Origin of the sequence: Mixta tenebrionis, assembly GCF_006517625.1 — a bacterium.
Lineage (GTDB): Bacteria > Pseudomonadota > Gammaproteobacteria > Enterobacterales > Enterobacteriaceae > Mixta > Mixta tenebrionis.
This window is the reverse complement of record NZ_VHQI01000002.1, coordinates 581181-601151: the sequence shown is the minus strand read 5'-3', so window position 1 is coordinate 601151 and position 19971 is coordinate 581181. Positions and strand designations below refer to the sequence as shown.

Annotated in this window: 17 protein-coding genes; all 17 read right to left on the bottom strand. The window is 56.6% G+C overall.

The window, feature by feature from the left end:
* Positions 1-17: 17 nt before the first annotated feature.
* The 17 genes from FKM52_RS05490 to frr all read right to left on the bottom strand — a co-directional run bounded on the left by FKM52_RS05490 (position 18) and on the right by frr (position 19954).
* Entirely contained in the window at positions 18-407 is a 390-nt protein-coding gene (locus FKM52_RS05490; protein ID WP_141175179.1) for a VOC family protein, read from the bottom strand.
* Between the two features lie 76 nt (positions 408-483).
* Positions 484-2652 carry a lysine decarboxylase LdcC gene (locus tag FKM52_RS05485; protein ID WP_141175178.1) on the bottom strand — a complete coding sequence of 723 codons (2169 nt, stop codon included), beginning with the start codon at positions 2650-2652 and terminating at the stop codon, positions 484-486.
* Positions 2653-2758: 106 nt separating this feature from the next.
* A complete protein-coding gene (locus FKM52_RS05480; RefSeq protein ID WP_141175177.1) occupies positions 2759-2944 on the bottom strand; it encodes a YegP family protein in 186 nt (61 codons plus the stop codon).
* 154 nt (positions 2945-3098) lie between these two features.
* Positions 3099-4058 carry an acetyl-CoA carboxylase carboxyl transferase subunit alpha gene (accA, locus tag FKM52_RS05475; RefSeq protein ID WP_141175176.1) on the bottom strand — a complete coding sequence of 320 codons (960 nt, stop codon included), beginning with the start codon at positions 4056-4058 and terminating at the stop codon, positions 3099-3101.
* A gap of 12 nt (positions 4059-4070) precedes the next feature.
* A complete protein-coding gene (gene dnaE, locus FKM52_RS05470; protein ID WP_141175175.1) occupies positions 4071-7553 on the bottom strand; it encodes a DNA polymerase III subunit alpha in 3483 nt (1160 codons plus the stop codon).
* 28 nt (positions 7554-7581) lie between these two features.
* A complete protein-coding gene (gene rnhB / locus FKM52_RS05465; RefSeq protein ID WP_141175174.1) occupies positions 7582-8208 on the bottom strand; it encodes a ribonuclease HII in 627 nt (208 codons plus the stop codon).
* Positions 8201-9349: a lipid-A-disaccharide synthase gene (gene lpxB / locus FKM52_RS05460; protein ID WP_141175173.1), complete on the bottom strand. Its 1149-nt coding sequence runs from the start codon at positions 9347-9349 to the stop codon at positions 8201-8203. Before lpxB ends, rnhB begins: the two co-directional genes overlap by 8 nt.
* Positions 9350-9352: 3 nt before the next feature.
* Positions 9353-10141, bottom strand: coding sequence for an acyl-ACP--UDP-N-acetylglucosamine O-acyltransferase (lpxA, locus tag FKM52_RS05455; RefSeq protein ID WP_141175172.1), 789 nt, complete (start codon positions 10139-10141; stop codon positions 9353-9355).
* Between the two features lie 3 nt (positions 10142-10144).
* A complete protein-coding gene (gene fabZ / locus FKM52_RS05450; protein ID WP_141175171.1) occupies positions 10145-10600 on the bottom strand; it encodes a 3-hydroxyacyl-ACP dehydratase FabZ in 456 nt (151 codons plus the stop codon).
* Positions 10601-10758: 158 nt separating this feature from the next.
* Positions 10759-11784 (bottom strand): UDP-3-O-(3-hydroxymyristoyl)glucosamine N-acyltransferase, encoded by a 1026-nt coding sequence (lpxD, locus tag FKM52_RS05445; RefSeq protein WP_141175170.1) that lies wholly within the window; start codon positions 11782-11784, stop codon positions 10759-10761.
* Positions 11785-11787: 3 nt separating this feature from the next.
* The gene (gene skp, locus FKM52_RS05440; protein WP_141175169.1) at positions 11788-12285 is read right to left on the bottom strand and encodes a molecular chaperone Skp; all 498 of its coding nucleotides are present in this window, start codon (positions 12283-12285) and stop codon (positions 11788-11790) included.
* Between the two features lie 127 nt (positions 12286-12412).
* Complete coding sequence (gene bamA, locus FKM52_RS05435) at positions 12413-14818, bottom strand: outer membrane protein assembly factor BamA (protein WP_141175168.1); 2406 nt, start codon at positions 14816-14818, stop codon at positions 12413-12415.
* Between the two features lie 52 nt (positions 14819-14870).
* Complete coding sequence (gene rseP, locus FKM52_RS05430) at positions 14871-16220, bottom strand: sigma E protease regulator RseP (RefSeq protein ID WP_141175167.1); 1350 nt, start codon at positions 16218-16220, stop codon at positions 14871-14873.
* A gap of 12 nt (positions 16221-16232) precedes the next feature.
* The gene (gene cdsA, locus FKM52_RS05425) at positions 16233-17090 is read right to left on the bottom strand and encodes a phosphatidate cytidylyltransferase (RefSeq protein WP_141175166.1); all 858 of its coding nucleotides are present in this window, start codon (positions 17088-17090) and stop codon (positions 16233-16235) included.
* Between the two features lie 18 nt (positions 17091-17108).
* Positions 17109-17861 (bottom strand): (2E,6E)-farnesyl-diphosphate-specific ditrans,polycis-undecaprenyl-diphosphate synthase, encoded by a 753-nt coding sequence (gene ispU / locus FKM52_RS05420; protein WP_141175165.1) that lies wholly within the window; start codon positions 17859-17861, stop codon positions 17109-17111.
* Positions 17862-18046: 185 nt separating this feature from the next.
* Complete coding sequence (gene ispC / locus FKM52_RS05415; protein ID WP_141175164.1) at positions 18047-19249, bottom strand: 1-deoxy-D-xylulose-5-phosphate reductoisomerase; 1203 nt, start codon at positions 19247-19249, stop codon at positions 18047-18049.
* Positions 19250-19396: 147 nt separating this feature from the next.
* On the bottom strand, positions 19397-19954 hold the full coding sequence (frr, locus tag FKM52_RS05410) for a ribosome recycling factor (protein ID WP_141175163.1): 558 nt from the start codon (positions 19952-19954) through the stop codon (positions 19397-19399).
* Positions 19955-19971 lie beyond the last annotated feature (17 nt).

Here is a 19971-nt window from a genome sequence, read left to right as displayed (position 1 = left end):
ACCGTAAAGCGGCTATTTTACGCCTGGTAAAGTTCCAGCGGCAAATTATCCGGGTCATGGAAAAACGTGAAGCGCCTGCCGGTCAGCGGATCGACGCGCACCGGCTCGCAGGCGACGCCCTGCTGCTGTAAGTGACGGCAGGCGGCATCTACATCCTCAACGGCAAAGGCCAGATGCCGCAGCCCGCACGCCTCTGGATGACTTATCCTGACGGGAGGCGCGGGAAAGGAGAACAGTTCGATAATATACTGGCCGTTCAGCGCCAGATCGCCTTTCCATGAGTCGCGCGCCTCGCGATAGCTTTCCTGTTGCAGGGTGAAACCAAGAATATCGCAGTAAAAGGCCTTACTGCGCGCATAGTCGCTGGCGATAATCGCAATATGGTGAATCTGTTTAATGCCCAGCATAGCTGCTCCCATTATTATTTATCGCTGCACCCTACCCGCTCCTTTTGCTGGAGGCAAGGCGGCAAACTCTGCAAAATCAACCTTCGCCGACCGGAATTGCCGGTTCATCCTGCTTTAACACCCGCACCAGGTAGCTGCCCTCTTCCGTCAGTCTGGCGCCGTGAATATCGGTTTCGAAACCGGGATAGTGGCGGCCGACGGCGCACAGCATCAGCAGGAAATCGAGCACCGGGCGGCTCGCCTCGGTAATCATCTCGCCGGGCATCACCAGCGGCACGCCGGGCGGATAGGGCAGGATCATATTGGCGGAGACGCGGCCAATAAGCTGGTCAATCTCTACGGTTTCCACCTCGCCTTTTACCTGCAGCTGAAATGCCTGATGCGGCGTCATTTTCATCTCCGGCAGGACATCAAACGCCTTCAGCATCAGGCGCGGCAGATCGTGCTGGCGGATCAGCCGATGAATGCCCTGCGCCAGCGTCTGGATGCGCATATTGCGATAGAAGTCGGGATCTTCCGCATAGAGATCCGGCAGGATATTTTTGACGCGCAGGTTCAGATCGTAAGCGCGCTTAAAGTCCAGCAGGCCGCGCAGCAGCCCCATCGCTCTGGTTTTATCAATACCGATGCTGAACAGAAACAGCAGATTATAAGGCCCGGTTTTTTCCACCACGATACCGCGTTCATCAAGGAATTTTGCCACCAGCGCCGCCGGGATCCCCTCTTCCGCCATTTCGCCCTGCTCGCTCATGCCCGGCGTCAGAATGGTGACCTTGATCGGATCGAGGTACATATGATCGCGATCGGCATCAACAAAGCCGTGCCAGTCCTCTTCGCCCGGCTGGATCGGCCAGCACTCCGCCTCGTCGATGCCGTCCGGCTGCCAGATATCAAAAAACCAGCTGTCAGACTCTTCCCGCAACCGCTGGATCTCACGCCGGAAATGGAGCGCCCGCTCCACCGAGCGGTTAATCAGCCGACGTCCGGGATTGCCACGCAGCATCGCCGCCGCGGTTTCGATCGAGGCAACAATCGAATAATTGGGCGAGGTGGTGGTATGCATCATATAGGCTTCGTTAAAGGTCTGTTCGTCGTAGTCGCCTTTAATATGAATCAGCGAGGCCTGAGAAAAGGCGGCCAGCAGCTTATGGGGCGACTGGGTTTCATAGATAACTTTGCCGGGCGTGCGTTCGCCGCTCATGCCGCTTTTACCGGCATAGATGGGATGAAAATTGGTGTAGGGCACCCAGGCGGAATCAAAATGGATAGAGGGCACCTCCAGCGTCTCTTTGATATAGCGCGTGTTGTAGAGCAGGCCATCATAGGTGGAGTTAGTGATGACGGCGTGAACCGGCCAGGCGGCATGTTCGGTCTGCGCCACTTTCAGCGCGATGCTTTCGCGGGTAAATTCACGTTTTGGAATGCCGCCGAGAATCCCCAACGCGTTACGCGTCGGCTTCAGCCAGATCGGTACGATATCGCTCATCATCAACAGATGAGTTAAGGATTTATGGCAGTTGCGGTCGACCAGCATGGTGCTGCCCGCCGGAACCGCGTACATGCCGACGATTTTATTTGAGGTGGAGGTGCCGTTAGTCACCATATAGCTCTGCTCGGCGCCGAAGGTGCGGGCGATATACTCTTCCGCCTCCAGGTGCGGCCCGGTGTGATCGAGCAGCGATCCCAGCTCGGTTACGGAAATCGAGGTATCCGCCTTCAGCGTATTCGGGCCGTAGAAATCATAAAACAGCGTGCCGACCGGGCTTTTCTGGAAGGCGGTCCCGGCCATATGTCCTGGCGTACAGAAGGTATATTTGCCCTCTTTCACGTAGGTGAACAGCGCGCGGGTCAGCGGCGGCGTAATATTCTCGATATATTCGTCGGTATACTGGCGGATGCGCTGGGCAATATCCTCCGCCACGCCGAGGGCGTATTCAAAGAACCACAGCGCCATACGCATCTCATTGATGCTGATATCCATCGTTGAGTGAGTATTAATAAAAGCGTAGAGCGGCAGGTACTCATTCAGCTGGTTGATCTCGCTGCAAAGATCGAGACTGTATTCATCCCAGTCGAAGATCACGCCGCAGATGCGCGGATTATGCTCAATCAGCTTGACCAGATCGTTGGCGTCTTTCGGGTAGATAGGCTCAAAGCCCTCGGCGATCAGCGCCTGATGCAGCTGGCGCATCGGCTCATCTTTATAAAAGGCGTTATGCGGTCCCATTATCGCAATAATATTCAATTCGCACCTCCTGGTGATGAGCGATAAAGAATAAGCATAGCGAAGTGTGGGCAAGACGTTAAACGGACCTGCCGAACGGCAGGTCAAAGGAAGTGCGGCGAGAGGCTTAGCTGCGATCGTGAACGGTGTCGGTTGTCGCGTTCGCCCTTACGGAAGCGATGCCTTTTTGCGCAGCCTGTTTGCTGCTGTACATCTCGCTGACCGCGATAATTTCATGATTGCCGGCGCGCAGCACAAAATACCAGGGCTGCGAAGTGTTTTTGTCAGATTTAAGTATTTCGTAATATCCCATATAACCTCCTGTTATTGATGGGGATGACTGAAGCGCCCAATTTAACCGCCGACGTAATAAAAACAACCGCTTATCCAGCTTTTATTGCCGCAAATTAAGCTGTCCTGAAAGTAAAAAGGCGGCCCGCAGGCCGCCTCGTTGCCAGGGCTATAGCTTATGCGTAGCCGTAATTCATCAGGCGATGATAGCGGCGATTCAGCAGCTCTTCGGTGCTCAGCCCGTCCAGATCGGCCAGATCGGCCAGCAGCTGCGCCTTCAGCGATTCCGCGATCGCCAGCGGATCGCGATGCGCGCCGCCCAGCGGTTCAGGGATAATCGAATCGATCAGATCCAGCTCTTTCAGGCGCGGGGCGATAATCCCCATCGCTTCCGCCGCCAGCGGCGCTTTATCTGCGCTCTTCCACAGGATAGAAGCGCAGCCTTCCGGGGAAATAACGGAATAGGTGCTGTACTGCAACATGTTCACTTTGTCGCCCACGCCGATCGCCAGCGCGCCGCCGGAACCGCCTTCGCCGATAACGGTACAGATAACCGGCACTTTCAAACCGGACATCTCACGCAGGTTGCGCGCGATCGCTTCTGACTGACCGCGCTCTTCCGCGCCGACGCCCGGATAGGCGCCCGGCGTATCGATAAAGGTGACGATCGGCATCTTAAAGCGTTCGGCCATCTCCATCAGGCGCAGCGCCTTGCGGTAGCCTTCCGGCGCCGGCATACCGAAGTTGCGACGGATTTTTTCTTTGGTTTCACGGCCTTTCTGGTGGCCGATGATCATAACCGGACGCCCTTCCAGGCGCGCGATGCCGCCGACAATCGCCTTATCATCAGCGTAAGCGCGATCGCCTGCCAGCTCATCAAAGTCAGTAAACACGTTACGGACGTAGTCCAGCGTGTAAGGGCGCAGCGGGTGACGCGCCAGCTGTGCGATCTGCCATGCGCCCAAATCGGCGAAAATTTTCCGCGTCAGCTCTACGCTTTTTTCACGCAGACGCTGAATCTCTTCATCCAGATTAATATCGTGTTTTTCATCCTGACGGCCAACCGACTTAAGGGAGTCGATTTTCGCCTCCAGTTCCGCGATTGGCTGTTCAAAATCCAGGTAATTAAGACTCATAATGTTCCTGTTTTAGTCAAACTCCAGTTCCACCTGCTCCGATCCTATCAGCGATCGCAGGTCATTCAGCAAACGATCGCAGGGAGATACGCGCCACGCCGCGCCAAAACGCAGCCTGGCCCGCGCATCCGCTCTCTGATAGTAGAGATGTACCGGAATTGTCCCCGAACGATGGGGTTCCAGAGACTGACGGAGACGGTTTAAAAGCTGGTCATCAATTTGCCTGTCCGTCAGCGAGATAGCAAGTCCGCGCGCGTATTTTTCACGAGCTTCATCAATATCCATCACTTCACGGGCGGTCATTTTAAGGCCGCCGCTAAAGTCATCAAAGCTGACCTGTCCGCTAACGATCAGGATACGGTCTTTTTCCAGCAGCTGCTGGTATTTATCAAGCGCATCTGTGAACAACATCACTTCCAGCCGACCGGAACGATCGTCCAGCGTGCAGATGCCAATACGGTTGCCGCGTTTAGTGACCATCACGCGGGCCGCCACCACCAAACCGGCCGCGGTGGTTATCTTGCCGCGCTCGGTTGGGTGTATGTCTTTCAGACGTACGCCGCCGACGTAACGTTCAATTTCTTTCAGGTACTGGTTAATCGGATGGCCGGTGAGATACAGCCCCAGCGTTTCCCGCTCGCCGTCCAGCTGTACCTGCTCCGGCCACGGCGTAATACTGGCGTAGGATTGCTCCACCTGCTCCGGCTCTTCCGCCAGCACGCCAAACATATCCGCCTGGCCAATCGCCTCCGCTTTGGCATGCTGATCCGCCGCCTTCAGCGCATCGCCCAGCGCGCTCATCAACGCCGCGCGGTGCGGCCCCAGACGATCGAAGGCGCCGGACATAATCAGCTTTTCCATCACCCGGCGGTTGATCTTTTTCGGATCGGTGCGCGCGCAGAGATCGAACAGCTCGCGGAAATAGCCGTCTTTATTGCGCGCCTCGATAATCGCTTCGATCGGCCCTTCGCCAACCCCTTTAATCGCGCCGATGCCGTAAACGATTTCACCGTCGTCGTTAACGTGGAACTGATAGAGGCCGGAGTTAATATCGGGCGGCAATACCTTCAGCCCCATGCGCCAGCACTCATCCACCAGCCCCACAACTTTTTCGGTGTTATCCATATCGGCGGTCATCACCGCCGCCATAAACTCGGCCGGATAGTGCGCCTTCAGCCACAGCGTCTGATAAGAGACCAGCGCATAGGCGGCGGAGTGCGATTTATTGAAGCCGTAACCGGCGAATTTTTCTACCAGGTCGAAGATTTTCATCGACAGCTCGCCGTCGATGCCCATTTTTTCCGCGCCCTCTTTAAATACCGAGCGCTGCTTCGCCATCTCCTCCGGCTTTTTCTTACCCATCGCGCGGCGCAGCATATCCGCGCCGCCGAGCGTATAGCCCGCCAGCACCTGGGCGATCTGCATCACCTGTTCCTGGTAGAGGATGATGCCGTAGGTCGGCTCCAGTACCGGCTTCAGCGTCTCGTGCTGCCACTCAATATCAGGATAGGAGATGGCTTCACGCCCGTGCTTACGGTCGATAAAGTTATCCACCATCCCTGACTGCAGCGGCCCCGGACGGAACAGCGCCACCAGCGCGATCATATCTTCAAAGCAGTCCGGCTTCAGGCGCTTGATCAGGTCTTTCATGCCGCGCGATTCCAGCTGGAAAACCGCGGTGGTTTCCGCGCGCTGCAGCATATCAAAACTCTTCTTATCTTCCAGTGGGATGGCGGCGATATCGATCGGCGGCTCGCCCTGCTTCGCCCGGCGCGCGTTAATCATATCCAGCGCCCAGTTGATAATCGTCAGGGTGCGCAGGCCAAGGAAGTCAAACTTCACCAGCCCGGCATATTCCACATCGTTTTTATCGAACTGGGTGACCGGATGGTTGCCATGCTCATCGCAGTAGAGCGGCGCAAAATCGGTAATTTTGGTCGGCGCGATAACCACGCCCCCGGCATGTTTACCGGCGTTACGCGTCACCCCTTCCAGCTTGCGCGCCATATCGATCAGCGCTTTAACTTCCTCATCCGCCTCATAAATTTCCGGCAGCTGCGGCTCAGCGGCAAAGGCTTTCTCCAGCGTCATGCCTGGATCGGGCGGTACCAGCTTGGAGATACGATCGACAAAGCCGTAAGGATGGCCCAGCACGCGGCCCACGTCGCGGATAACCGCTTTCGCCGCCATGGTGCCGAAGGTGATAATCTGCGAAACGGCGTCGCGCCCGTACATATCGGCGACGTGATCGATCACCCGATCGCGCTTTTCCATGCAGAAATCGACGTCAAAGTCGGGCATGGAGACACGCTCCGGGTTGAGGAAACGTTCGAACAGCAGATCGAACTCCAGCGGATCGAGATCGGTGATTTTCAGCGCGTAGGCCACCAGCGAACCGGCGCCCGAACCACGTCCCGGCCCTACCGGAATGCCGTTATCCTTCGACCACTGGATAAACTCCATTACGATCAGGAAGTAGCCGGGGAAACCCATCTGGTTGATAACGTTAAGCTCAATCTCCAGACGCTCATCATATTCCGGGCGCTTCTGCGCGCGCACTTCCGGGTCAGGAAACAGGAATTCCAGGCGTTCCTCCAGCCCTTCGCGCGCGCGCTTCACCAGATAATCTTCGGTGGTCATATCGCCGGTGGGAAACTGCGGCAGGAAATATTCGCCGAGGCGCACCGTCACGTTGCAGCGCCGGGCGATCTCTACGCTGTTCTCCAGCGCTTCCGGGATATCGGAAAACAGCTCGCACATCTCTTCCGCGCTGCGCAGGTACTGCTGCGGGCTGTAGTTGCGCGGACGTTTGGGATCGTCGAGCGTGTAGCCGTCATGTATCGCCACGCGGATTTCATGAGCGTCGAAGTCCTCCTCATTAAGGAAGCAGACTTCGTTGGTGGCGACGACCGGAATTCCCTCGGCAATCGCCAGCTCGACGGCGGCGTGCAGGTAACTCTCTTCATCGGGACGCCCGGTGCGCATCAGCTCCAGATAGTAGCGATCGGGAAAATGTTGCTGCCAGAAGGAGAGGCACTGCGCTACCAGCGCCTGGTTGCCGCGCAGCAGGCTGCGGCCCACGTCGCCGCGGCGTCCGCCGGAGAGCAAAATCAGCCCTTCCTGATGCTCCGCCAGCCAGTCGCGCTCGATGGTGGGTCCGTTGACGCCGTAGCCGCGCTGGTAGGCGCGTGAAATCAGCAGCGTCAGATTCTGGTAGCCGGCATTGTTCATCGCCAGCACGGTAATCTGGCTGAGCTCATCGCCCATCAGTTCGCTGGCGACCAGGAAATCAGCGCCGATAATCGGCTTGATGCCCGCGCCGTGCGCCGCGCCGTAAAACTTTACCAGCCCGCACAGGTTGGTAAAGTCAGTGATCGCCATCGCCGGCATACCGAGCGCGGCCGCTTTTTTCACCAGCGGGCCGGTCTTCGCCAGTCCATCGACCATCGAATAATCGCTGTGGATACGCAGATGAATAAAACGTGGTTCGGCCATCTTTCTTTCCGGTTAACTGCAAAAAGCGCTATTGCGCCGTTTCAGCGGTGAGCTGCCTGACTTCCGCATCCAGCAGCGCGTTGCGCACCGGAGCGAAACTACGTCGATGGTGCGGCGTGGCGCCATGCGTTGTCAACATCGCCAGATGTTGCGCGGTAGGATAACCTTTATGCTGCGCAAAGCCATACTGCGGGAAAATCGCGTCCAGCTCGGCCATTTCGCGATCGCGTGATACTTTCGCCAGAATCGACGCCGCGCTGATTTCCGCCACCAGGCTATCGCCTTTTACCACCGCCATTGACGGCATCGGCAACGCCGGGCAGCGGTTGCCGTCGATCAGCACATAATCGGGCGTCAGCGGCAGGCCCGCAACCGCACGCTGCATCGCCAGCATGGTAGCGTGCAGAATATTAAGCCGGTCGATCTCTTCAGGTTCGGCCCGCCCCAGGCTCCAGGCGAGCGCTTTTTCTTTAATTTCATCAAACAGCGCCAGGCGGCGCTTCTCGCTGAGTTTTTTCGAATCCGCCAGTCCGACGATGGGACGCGCCGGATCGAGGATCACCGCCGCGGTGACCACGGCGCCAACCAGCGGACCGCGCCCTACTTCATCAACGCCGGCGATCAGCCGCGCGTCGGGATAGATAAATTCAGCCATTAGCCAACTCCAGTACGGCCTGCGCCGCTTGTTCATCGGCATTCCAGCGGATCTGCTGGTGTAGCTCGGTAAAGGTTGCCAGCAGACGATCGCGCGTTTCGCCTGCGCCCAGCAGCGGCGCAAGCGCGGCGGCCAGCCGATCGGGCTGACACTCATCCTGCAGCAGCTCCGGCACTAGTTCACGTCCGGCCAGCAGATTGGGCAGCGAAACGTAATCGGTTTTCACCAGCCGCTGCGCCAGCCAGAAGGTTGCCGGCTTCATACGGTAGCCCACCACCATCGGACATTTCGCCAGCATGCACTCCAGCGCCGCGGTGCCGGAGGCGAGCAGCGCCGCATCGCTGGCGACCATCGCTTCGCGTCCGTGGCCGTCCAGCAGATGCACCGGCAGATCGGGCGCAACCGTCGCCTTAATTTGTTCAAACTGTTCGCGCCGCTGCGCATTAACCAGCGGCACGACGATCTCCAGCTGCGGCCATTTCTCCCGCAGCAGCATCGCCGTTTTCAGAAAGTCGGCGCTGAGCATCTCTACTTCCGCGCGACGCGAACCCGGCAGCAGCGCCAGGCAGAGCGCCTCTTCGGCAATGCCGAGCGTGCGCCGCGCCGCCGCCTTATCGGGCTGCAGCGGCATCGCATCCGCCATGGTGTGGCCGATAAAACGGCAGGGCACATCATAGCGATCGTAAAAGGCTTTTTCGAACGGCAGGAAGGCCAGCACCAGATCGGTCGCGCGGCCGATTTTAAACACCCGCTTCTGCCGCCATGCCCAGACCGAAGGGCTGACGTAGTGGATAGTGCGGATGCCGCGCTGTTTCAGCCTTCCTTCAAGGGTAATATTGAAATCGGGCGCGTCGATGCCGACAAAGACGTCGGGCTTTAAGGCGCTGAAGCGGCGGGTCAGATCGCGGCGGATTTTCAACAGGCGCGAAAGGCGTCCCAGCACCTCAACGATACCCATTACCGCCAGCTCTTCCATGTCATACCAGCTTTCGCAGCCTTCCGCCTGCATGCGCGGGCCCGCCACGCCGACAAAGCGGGCATCGGGATGTTTTGCTTTCAGCGCGCGAATTAAGCCGGCACCTAGAATATCGCCGGAGGTTTCTCCGGCGACAAGGGCAATGGTTAAGGGACGAACAGCCATGGCTTAACGAATCAAACCTCGCGTTGAGCGGGCAAAGAAGTCATAAAAAGGCTTTACCTCAGCATGCTCTTGCGCCAGCGCTTCAATCTCCGGCTTCACCTCATCCAGCGTTTTACCGCTGCGGTAGAGCAGCTTATAGGCGTTACGAATTGCGTGCAGCCCCTCTTTGCTAAAGCCGCGGCGCTTCAACCCTTCAATATTGATACCGAAAGGCGTTGCGTGGTTGCCCTGCGCAATTACATATGGCGGGACATCCTGCGCCACGCCTGAACAGCCGCCAACCATTACGTGGGCGCCGATAACACAGAACTGATGCACCGCCGTCATGCCGCCAATGATGGCGAAATCATCCACCGTAACGTGCCCGCCAAGCGTCGCGTTATTGGCGAAGATGCAGCGGCTGCCGATAATGCAGTCGTGCGCGATATGCGCGTTTACCATCAGCAAATTATCGTTGCCGATACGGGTAACGCCGCCGCCCTGCACCGTACCGCGGTGAATGGTGACGCTTTCACGGATGCTGTTGCGATCGCCAATTTCAACGCGCGTCGGTTCGCCCGCATATTTCAGATCCTGGTTAACCTCACCGATCGAGGCAAACTGGGTAATAATATTTTCTTTACCAATGCGGGTATGACCGTTCACCACCACGTGGGATTTAAGAACGGTCCCCTCACCGATTTCGACATGCGCCCCGATGTAGCAAAAAGGACCAATATGCACACGAGCGCCGATCACGGCGCCCTCTTCGATAATCGAACTTGGATGAATTACGGCGGTTGCATCAATCACGTATTACGCCTCCCGGCTACGGGCACACATCATGGTCGCTTCACAGACAATCTTACCGTCTACGGTCGCCACGCCTTTGAAACGCGTCAGACCGCGGCGGGTTTTCTCAAAGGTGACTTCCATTACCATCTGATCGCCTGGCACTACCGGACGCTTAAAGCGCGCCTCATCGATGCCGGCAAAGTAGTAAAGTTCGCCCGGTTCCAGCTTGCCAACGCTTTTAAACGCCAGAATGCCGGTTGCCTGCGCCATCGCTTCAAGGATCAATACGCCGGGAAAAATCGGTTTACCAGGGAAATGCCCTTGGAAAAACGGTTCGTTAACGGAGACATTCTTCACCGCACGCAGATATTTATGCTCTTCGAACTCCAGGACACGATCGACCAGTAAAAACGGGTAACGGTGCGGTAGCAGTTCTAAAATCTCTTCAATATTCAGAGTATGAGTTTCAGTAGTCAAAATACTCTTCCTGTCCTAAAAAATTCTGATGGCAACAATAACACGGCCTGCACCGATCCGGACGATCATCGGCAGGCCGCAAATGAGTTTATGTAACGTCTGGCTTCCCTGCTGTGCAGGTTTTATTTATGCAGGCCGCGCAGACGCATGATGCGCGCTTAGTCGCCCTTCCCAACCTTACGCTCGATGGCTTTTAAGCGCTTGCTTATCTCATCGATATTCATCACCAGCGCTGCGGTTTTACGCCAGGTTTTATTAGGCTGCAGCGGAATGCCCGAAGAGTATACCCCAGGTTCTGTGATGGGGCGCATCACCATTCCCATACCGGTTACGGTCACTTTATCGCAAATTTCCATGTGGCCGTTGATCACGCTGGCCCCGCCGATCATACAGTAACGTCCGATTTTCAGGCTGCCGGCCATAATAACGCCGCCGGCAACGGCGGTATTGTCGCCAATCACCACGTTATGTGCAATCTGGCACTGGTTGTCAATGATAACACCATTACCGATCTGAGTGTTATCCAACGCGCCGCGATCGATGGTGGTGCAGGCGCCGATTTCAACGCGATCGCCAATCACCACCGAACCAAGCTGGGGAATTTTCACCCAGTTGCCGCGATCGTTCGCATAACCGAAGCCGTCGGCGCCGATTACCGTCCCTGACTGAATCAGGCACTGTTGACCGATACGAATTTCATGATAGATCGTCACATTGGCCCACAAACGGGTGCCCGCGCCGATATGGGTATTCTTACCTACGAAACAGCCGGCGCCGATCGCCACGTTATCGCCAAGCACGACGCCCGATTCGATCACCGCGTTAGCGCCGACGGAGACGTTATGACCAAGGGTAGCGCTGGCATCGATCACCGCGCTGGGCGCGATATCGCTTGCCGGCTGCGGCGTGGTATCAAGCAGCTGCGCCATACGCGCATAGGTCAGATAGGGGTTTTTAACCACCAGCGCGGCGCTATGGCACCACGGCAGATCCGCTTCGGTCAGCACCACGGCGGAAGCCTGACATTCGGCGAGCTGCTCACGGTAGCGGCTGTTGGCGAGAAAAGTGATTTGACCGTTTTGTGCGGAGTGCATAGAAGCAATGCCGGAGATGGCGAGGTCGCCATCTCCGTGCAATTCTGCATCCAACTGCTGGGCTAAATCAGCCAGTCGAATTGAAGACATTGATTATTTAACCTGTTTCAGTACGTCAGCCGTGATGTCTTTCGCATTAGCAGCGTAGGCTACCGCGTTAGCGTCGATGACAACGTCATAACCTTTGCTGTCAGCTACCTTTTTCACTGCATCCTGAATACGGCTCAGCAGCTTGTTACGCTCTTCCATCTGGCGACGGCGATTATCCTGCTCAAAAGCCTGGGCTTTGGTAGAGAAGGTTTCACGCTGCGACATGATATCTTTTTCCAGACGGCTGCGTTCGCTGGCCTTCATGGTAGAGCCATCACGCTGCAGGCGCTGCATTTTGGCCTGAAGATCGCGTTCCTGGCTTTGTAGTTCGGTAGCGCGGCCTTTAAATTCGCTTTCCAGCTGTTTCGCAACATTGGCACGCTGCGGTAACTGTTGGAAAATGCTGGACACGTTTACCACGGCAATTTTATCAGCAGCCTGAGCGCCTGCGGAAACCGCTAAAGCGAGACCCAGACCTGCGGCACACAACAACTTTTTCACTATTAACTCCTTACCATCAACGTTTGTGTCAAAGACACACTTTTTGCCTGAAACGTCGGGCCGCTGATGAAACCGCGGCCCGATGTCCAGTGCGATACTTAACCGCTATGCTTCCCTGAAGCGTGCGTTACCAGGTTTTACCAATGTTAAACTGGAACTGCTCCGCTTTATCTCCATCATATTTCTTGAACGGCTGGGCGTAAGAGAACACCAGCGGGCCGAGCGGCGACATCCACTGCAGCGCAATACCGGCTGACATACGGATATTACCCGGATCGCTGTAGTCCGGAATACCGGCCAGGCGGCTTGCGGTGGTGTTTTCCCAGTTAGTATCCCAAACCGTACCTGCATCGACGAACAGCGAAGTGCGCACTGAGTTCGCATATTTCTCGCTGATAAACGGCGTCGGCGTAATCAGCTCAAGGCTGGCCACCGCCATGGCGTTGCCGCCCACCGCATCATCCGACCGACAAAGCGTATTGTTGCCGGAGCAGGTAGAAGAATTATCGTTGATGTAGGCGGCTTTCGGACCAATGTTATTGGAGCGGAAACCGCGCACGGTGCTGGAACCACCGGCGTAGAAGTTTTCATAGTACGGCAGCTCTTTGCTACCGATACCGTCGCCATAACCGATGCGTCCGCGTCCCAGCAGAACCCAGCTATGGTCATCATCGATCGGCATATACTGCTGCGTATCCAGCGTAACTTTGTAGAAGTTGTTATCCGAGCCTGGAATAGTCACTTTACCGTTCAGGTTGGTACGGTTGCCGGAGGTGGGGAAGAAACCACGGTCCAGGTTGTTGTACGTCCAGCCATAGTTGAAGGTAAAGTCGTCGGCGGAATACTCCGCGTCTCCCGTCAGCGATGGGCTCTGCCCTACCGATTGCAGATAGCGCCACATGGCCACCTGCGGCTGCATATTGGAGAGATCGTTATGCACATAGCCGAGGCCGACGCGCAGCGTATTGTTCTCATTGACCGGGAAGCCCAGCGTGCCGTCTACGCCATAACTTTTGTTGGTATAGTCGGAAAGATCGGCGTCGTCCGCTTTAAAGTCATTATAGAAGATACGCCCGCCCAGACTGACGCCATCTACCGTGAAGTAGGGATCGGTCAGGGAGAATTCCGCATAGGTTTGATAGTCGTTTTTGGTGCCGCTGATGCCAACGGTGTTGCCGGTACCCAGCCAGTTATCCTGGGTGACGCCCACCTGGAAGCTGACGCCGCTTTCGGTGCCGTAGCCGATACCGAAGTTAAAGGTACCGGTATTACGCTCTTTCACCTTATAGACGACGTCAACCTGATCCGGCGTGCCCGGCACGCGCTGCGTATCAACGTCAACGGTTTCAAAATAGCCGGTACGATTCAGACGCTCTTTACCCTGTTCAACCAGGTTGCTGCCGAGCCACGCGCCTTCCATCTGGCGCATTTCACGACGCAGCACCGAATCTTTCGAGGTATCGTTGCCTTCGAAACGCACCTTGCGCACGTAGTAGCGGTTACCGGAATCTACGTTAATATGCAGCTTAACGGTTTTATCCGCATCGTTAATTTCCGGCTGCGTCACCACGCGCGGATAGGCGTAACCATAGCGGCCCAGCAGCTGTTTAATGCCGTCTTCCATTTTGGTGACTTTGGTGCCGTTGTACAGCTCGCCCGGCTCAACCTTCGCAATGCTTTCGATTTCCGCAGAATGGCCCGCCATGCTGCCGTTCACCACCACGCCGGAAAGCTTATACTGATCGCCTTCGTTGATATTAATGGTGATGTAGATACCTTTTTTATCCGGCGTCAGGCTGACCTGGGTAGAATCGATATTGAAACGGGCGTAGCCGCGATCGAGGTAGAAGCTGCGCAGCGTTTCTAAGTCGCCCGCCAGTTTCTGCTTCTGATATTTACGATCCCCTACCAGGTTCCACCACGGCACTTCGTCGCGCAGCTGGAAGCGGGAGATCAGTTCATCAGAGCTGTAGGTTTTATTGCCCACCACGTTGATCTGCTGGATTTTCGCCGAAACGCCTTCGACAAACACCAGTTTCAGATCGACGCGGTTGCGCGGCAGCGGCGTAACTACCGCTTTAACGCTGGCGCTGTATTTACCCACGCTGTAGTAGAAATCTTCCAGCCCTTTCTCAATGCTGGAGATAGTGGTGCGATCCAGCGCCTCGCCGACGCGCACGCCGGAAGCTTCAAGATTCTGTTTGAGCATGTCATCCTTCACCGCCTTATTGCCGGAGAAAGTGATGCTGGCTATGGTGGGACGTTCCTTGACCTGAACGATCAGCGTGGTGCCGTCGCGCAGGACCTGAACATCTTCGAAGTTCCCGGTAGCAAACAGGGCGCGAATGGTATTACTGATATCTTCATCATCTACCGTATCACCAACACGCACCGGCATGCTGAGCAGAGCCGCACCAACAGCGACTCGCTGCAGTCCTTCGAAATGAATGTCCTTCACCACGAACCCGTCTGCACCGTAAACGGTGGCGCTGCTGAACAGCAGCGACGCTATGAGCAACTTTTTCATCGCCATCGTTGTTATGCGTTCTTCCTAACACGTCCCAGCCTGGACCACATTCCGATCATCACAGGCGAGAGAAATCATTGAATAGTGCAAGCCCCATTAACAACACCAGCAAAATCGAGCCAATGCGATAACTGAAGTCCTGAACTCGCTCGGACACCGGTTTCCCCTTGATTTTTTCAATCGCGAGGAAAAGCAAATGCCCACCATCTAATACCGGTAACGGGAAGAGATTGATAATACCGAGATTCACGCTGATAAGCGCAAGAAACATCAGGTAATAAATCATCCCATACTCTGCTGACATCCCTGCGCCCTGCGCGATAGAAATCGGCCCGCTCAGATTATTCAGCTTAACATCTCCGGAGATCAACTTGCCAAGCATGTCGACCGTCAGCCTCATCAGCTGCCAGGTTTTCTCTCCGGCCGCGCCGATAGCGGCAAACGGCCCATACTGACGCACCGTTTTATACTCATCCGGCAGCGGCAGCACTTTCGGCACGACGCCGGCAAACCCCGCCGCCTGCCCTTTGCCTTTAGCGGCTGGCGTTAGCGTCAGGTTCAGCGTCTCGCCCTGGCGCTCAACCACCAGCGCGATAACCTGTTCCGGACGCTCGCGCACCAGGTTGACAAAATCGAGCCATGCCGCCAGCGGCTGACCATCGACTTTAACGATCCTGTCGCCTGCTTGCAAACCCGCCGCGCTGGCGGGCGAATCAGCCAGCACTTCCGCCAGCACGGTTTCAACCTCCGGCCCGCGCGGCGCGATACCCAACGACACCACCGGATCCTGCTTGTCCGGCTCAAAATGCCAGCCGCGTAAGTCGACCCGTTTTTCAACCCGCTGCGCCGAACCGAAAGGCGACAGGGTCAGAGTAACTTCGTCATCGCCGATTTTACTCACCAGCGCCATACGCACAGCTTCCCAGTCAGGCGTTTCGATGCCGTCAACCGCTTTAAGTTCCATGCCGGGCGAAATTTGCGCCTCCGCCGCCACCGAACCGCTGATGATTTGCCCAACCACCGGACGCACGCCCGGCACGCCGTGAATAAATACCAGCCAGTAAGCGACAACGGCAAACAGGAAATTGGCGACAGGGCCGGCGGCGATCACCGCTGCGCGCTGCTGCACGGTTTTATTGTTAAAGGCGAAATGGCGCAGCTCAGGCGCCACGCTTTCCACGCGCTCGTCGAGCATTTTGACATAGCCGCCCAGCGGGATCAGCGCAATAACATATTCCGTGCCGAGACGATCGCGATAGCGCCACAGCGCTTTACCAAAGCCTACGGAAAATCGCTCAACTTTAATTCCGCAGCGGCGCGCCACCCAGAAGTGACCGAATTCGTGGACGGTAATCAGCACGCCCAGCGCAACGATGAAAGCGGCAAGACTCCAGATAAAGCTTAGCATAACGTCTTGTCCTTAAAGCGTTCTGAAAACCAGCAGCAGCAGACAGGCGAAAACCGGCACCGCTGCGGTCAGGCTATCGATACGGTCGAGAATCCCGCCATGGCCGGGTATCAGCTGCCCGCTATCCTTGATGCCGGCTTCGCGTTTAAACATGCTTTCGGTGAGATCGCCCAGCACTGAGGCCAGCGCGGCGATAAGGGAACAGATTAGCAAGGTGCCGGGCGCTACGCTCAGCGGCGCCCACAGGCCGAACAGCCAGGCGATAACCGCCGAGGTCAGCAGCCCGCCGAAAAAGCCTTCCCAGGTTTTTCCCGGCGACACTTTCGGCGCCAGCTTATGCTTGCCGAACAGGCGTCCAAACATATAGGCCCCGGAATCGGCGCCCCACACCAGCAGCATCACATAGAGCAGCCACCAGGCGCCGGCGAAACGATCGAGCTCATAGTGGTACTGACGCAGCGCCACCATGCCGAAAAAAAACGGCACGATAGTCAGCACGCCAAACACCAGCCGCAGCGCGCGCGAACCGCGCCAGAAACCGGCGGATGCGGGATAAAACAGCACCAGCAGCAGCGCGGCGATCCACCAGCCGAGCGCGGCCCAGAGCGAAGCGCCAATTTGCGGTTGCTGAACGGCATGTTGATAAGGAGGAAGCGTGAACAGCATCAGGGCAAGCAGCAGGCCGCAAAGTACGGCCAGCCAGATGCGTTGAAGGCGAGAGGTAAACCCGGCGAGCTGGCCCCATTCCCAGGCGGCCAGCATACACACCACCAGCGTGGCGATAGCAAATCCTGACGGCGGTAACCAGAAAAGCGCAGCGATCACCAATGGAATCAGGATGAACGCTGTAATCAGACGCGATTTCAGCAAAGGTTACCCCCAGGGCGCTCAGGCGCCGCCAGGTGCTGCGCCGCCAAACCGACGCTCACGGTGTGAGAAAGCATTCATTGCACCTTCAAAAACTTGTTCGTCAAAATCAGGCCAGAGAACATCGGTGAAGTAAAATTCCGCATAGGCGATCTGCCATAACAGAAAATTACTGATACGATGCTCTCCCCCGGTCCTTATAACCAGATCCACCGGTGCCAGGTCGTGCATACAGAGAAATCTGGACAGCGTAGTTTCCTCGATCTGGTCAGGACGGAGCAATCCTTCCTGCACCTGCTCGGCTATCTGTTTTACGCCGTGAATAATATCCCAACGGCCGCCATAATTCGCGGCTATGTTGAGAGTTAATCCATTATTTTGTTGAGTCAGTTCCTCAGCGCGACGAATGCGCTCCTGTAAGCGTGAATTAAAACGGCTGATATCGCCAATAATTCTTAACCGAACGTTGTGTTTATGCAGGCTTTTTACTTCGCTGTCGAGCGCCCAGACAAACAGCTCCATCAGCGCCACGACTTCCTGCGCCGGACGGGACCAGTTTTCGCTGCTGAAGGCATAAAGCGTGAGGGCTTCCAGTTTATTGCTGACGGCGAAGCTTACGGCGCGACGCACCGATTTCACTCCCGCTTTATGACCGGAGACACGAAGTTTACCCTGATTTTTTGCCCAGCGGCCGTTGCCATCCATGATGATGGCCACATGACGCGGGCGTATCCGCTGCTGGTCATCGGTTGTTATTTGAGTTTCGGACGACATAACGCGTATTCATTTCCTTTAATCATAAATACAACGGCTTCTGAATACATTCCCGTGCGGCTGCAAAAAAGCCGTGAAACCACGGCTCTGCCCACCGCTCTGACTGTGTGTAAATGCGAAACGGGAGCCAGGGACTATACCAGCTTCGCCCCCCGCTCACAAATAGCGCCCATGCAAATAGCGAATTAACCAATCGCGACCGGACGCGACAACAGCGCCTGCGCCGCCCGACGCGCCTGTGCATCGATCGCCAGCACCGCCTCCACGCTTTGCGGTTCAGCGAGCTGCAGCGATGACAGAACGGCGGTATTAAGCGCGGCGATGTCGGTAAAGCGAATCTGCGCGTTAAGGAACGCCGCGACCGCAATTTCGTTCGCCGCGTTCAGCGCGGTGGTCGCCGCCTGTCCCTGTTCACACGCCTCTATCGCCAGTTGCAGACAGGGATAGCGATTGAAATCAGGTTCGTCGAAGGTCAACGCCTTCATACGGGTAAAATCGAGCGGCGTTACGCCCGTTTCTACCCGCTGCGGCCAGGCCATGGTATGCGCGATCGGCGTACGCATATCCGGCGAACCCAGCTGCGCCAGTACGCTGCCGTCGCGGTAACGCACCATCGAATGGATTACCGACTGCGGATGCAGTATCACTTCCATCTGCGCATCGGTCGCATTAAACAGCCAGCGGGCTTCAATGTATTCCAGGCCTTTATTCATCATGGTGGCGGAATCAACGGAAATTTTACGTCCCATTGACCAGTTCGGATGCGCGCAGGCCTGCTCAGGCGTGACGGCAGTCAGCGCCGGAAGCGGCATGTCACGAAACGGTCCACCAGATCCCGTAAGGATAATCGACTCAATGCCGTTTTCCTGCAGGTTAGCGTATCCTAACTGTTGCTGGATGGTAGCGGGCAAACTCTGAAAAATGGCATTATGCTCGCTGTCGACCGGCAGCAGACGCGCGCCGCTGGCGCTGACCGCCTCCATAAATAAACGGCCGCACGTGACAAGGGATTCTTTATTCGCCAGCAGCACCGTTTTACCGGCGCGAATCGCGGCCAACGTAGGCAACAGGCCCGCCGCGCCGACAATCGCCGCCATCACCTGATCGACTTCATCCAGCGCCGCCAGCTGACAGGCGGCCTCTTCGCCGGACAACACCTCGGTGCGCACGCCCAGCTCGCGCAGCCGCTGGCGCAGCTGGCTGGCCGCGGCCTCATCCGCCATCGCGGCATAGTCGGGACGGAAGCGCAGACACTGCCCGGTCATCAGCTCAACGTTATAACCGGCGACCAGCGCCTTAACGGAAAATTGCTGTGGATTCGCCTCCACCACCGCCAGCGTATTAACGCCAATCGATCCGGTGGAGCCCAGAATGGTTAGTTGCTTCATGAGGCCGCTCTGTGTAGAAATTCGGACACGACGCGAGAGAAAGATGCGCCAGTGCGCCGGTAATGGGGAGACAAAGCAAAACGCCGTCAAACAGCGTAGGCTGAAGGCGGTACGCTGTGGACGGCGTTTTACGGGCGCGCGACGGAATTAGAAATCCATCAGCTCCGTTTCTTTTTCGGCCAGCGCGGCATCAATTTTCTTGATATACGCATCGGTCATTTTTTGAATTTCATCCTGCGCGCGGCGCTCTTCATCTTCGCCGATCGCTTTATCTTTCAGCTGCGCTTTTACTTTATCGTTGGCATCGCGGCGCACGTTACGCACCGATACGCGCCCCTGCTCAGCTTCGCCGCGCACGACTTTGATCAGATCTTTACGGCGTTCTTCCGTCAGCGGCGGCAGCGGTACGCGAATATCGGTGCCGGCGGAGCTCGGATTCAGGCCGAGATCGGACGCCATGATCGCTTTCTCAACGGCCGGACTCAGCGAGCGGTCAAATACGTTGATTTTCAGCGTGCGTGAGTCTTCGACGGTAACGTTGGCCAGCTGGCGCAGCGGTGTCGGCGTACCGTAATATTCTACTACGATCCCGTCGAGAAGCGCTGGTGATGCGCGGCCAGTGCGTACTTTGCCGATGTTATTTTTGAATGCCTCAACGCATTTTTCCATGCGCGTGTCGGCATCTTTCTTGATGTCGTTAATCACGTTGTAACCCTTGGATT

Bases quoted from the DNA above. Each gene is read 5' to 3' on its own strand.
- FKM52_RS05490 (WP_141175179.1), bottom strand. From the start codon at position 407: ATGCTGGGCATTAAACAGATTCACCATATTGCGATTATCGCCAGCGAC.
- FKM52_RS05480 (WP_141175177.1), bottom strand. From the start codon at position 2,944: ATGGGATATTACGAAATACTTAAATCTGACAAAAACACTTCGCAGCCC.
- accA (WP_141175176.1), bottom strand. From the start codon at position 4,058: ATGAGTCTTAATTACCTGGATTTTGAACAGCCAATCGCGGAACTGGAG.
- dnaE (WP_141175175.1), bottom strand. From the start codon at position 7,553: ATGGCCGAACCACGTTTTATTCATCTGCGTATCCACAGCGATTATTCG.
- rnhB (WP_141175174.1), bottom strand. From the start codon at position 8,208: ATGGCTGAATTTATCTATCCCGACGCGCGGCTGATCGCCGGCGTTGAT.
- lpxB (WP_141175173.1), bottom strand. From the start codon at position 9,349: ATGGCTGTTCGTCCCTTAACCATTGCCCTTGTCGCCGGAGAAACCTCC.
- lpxD (WP_141175170.1), bottom strand. From the start codon at position 11,784: ATGTCTTCAATTCGACTGGCTGATTTAGCCCAGCAGTTGGATGCAGAA.
- bamA (WP_141175168.1), bottom strand. From the start codon at position 14,818: ATGGCGATGAAAAAGTTGCTCATAGCGTCGCTGCTGTTCAGCAGCGCC.
- rseP (WP_141175167.1), bottom strand. From the start codon at position 16,220: ATGCTAAGCTTTATCTGGAGTCTTGCCGCTTTCATCGTTGCGCTGGGC.
- ispU (WP_141175165.1), bottom strand. From the start codon at position 17,861: ATGTCGTCCGAAACTCAAATAACAACCGATGACCAGCAGCGGATACGC.
- ispC (WP_141175164.1), bottom strand. From the start codon at position 19,249: ATGAAGCAACTAACCATTCTGGGCTCCACCGGATCGATTGGCGTTAAT.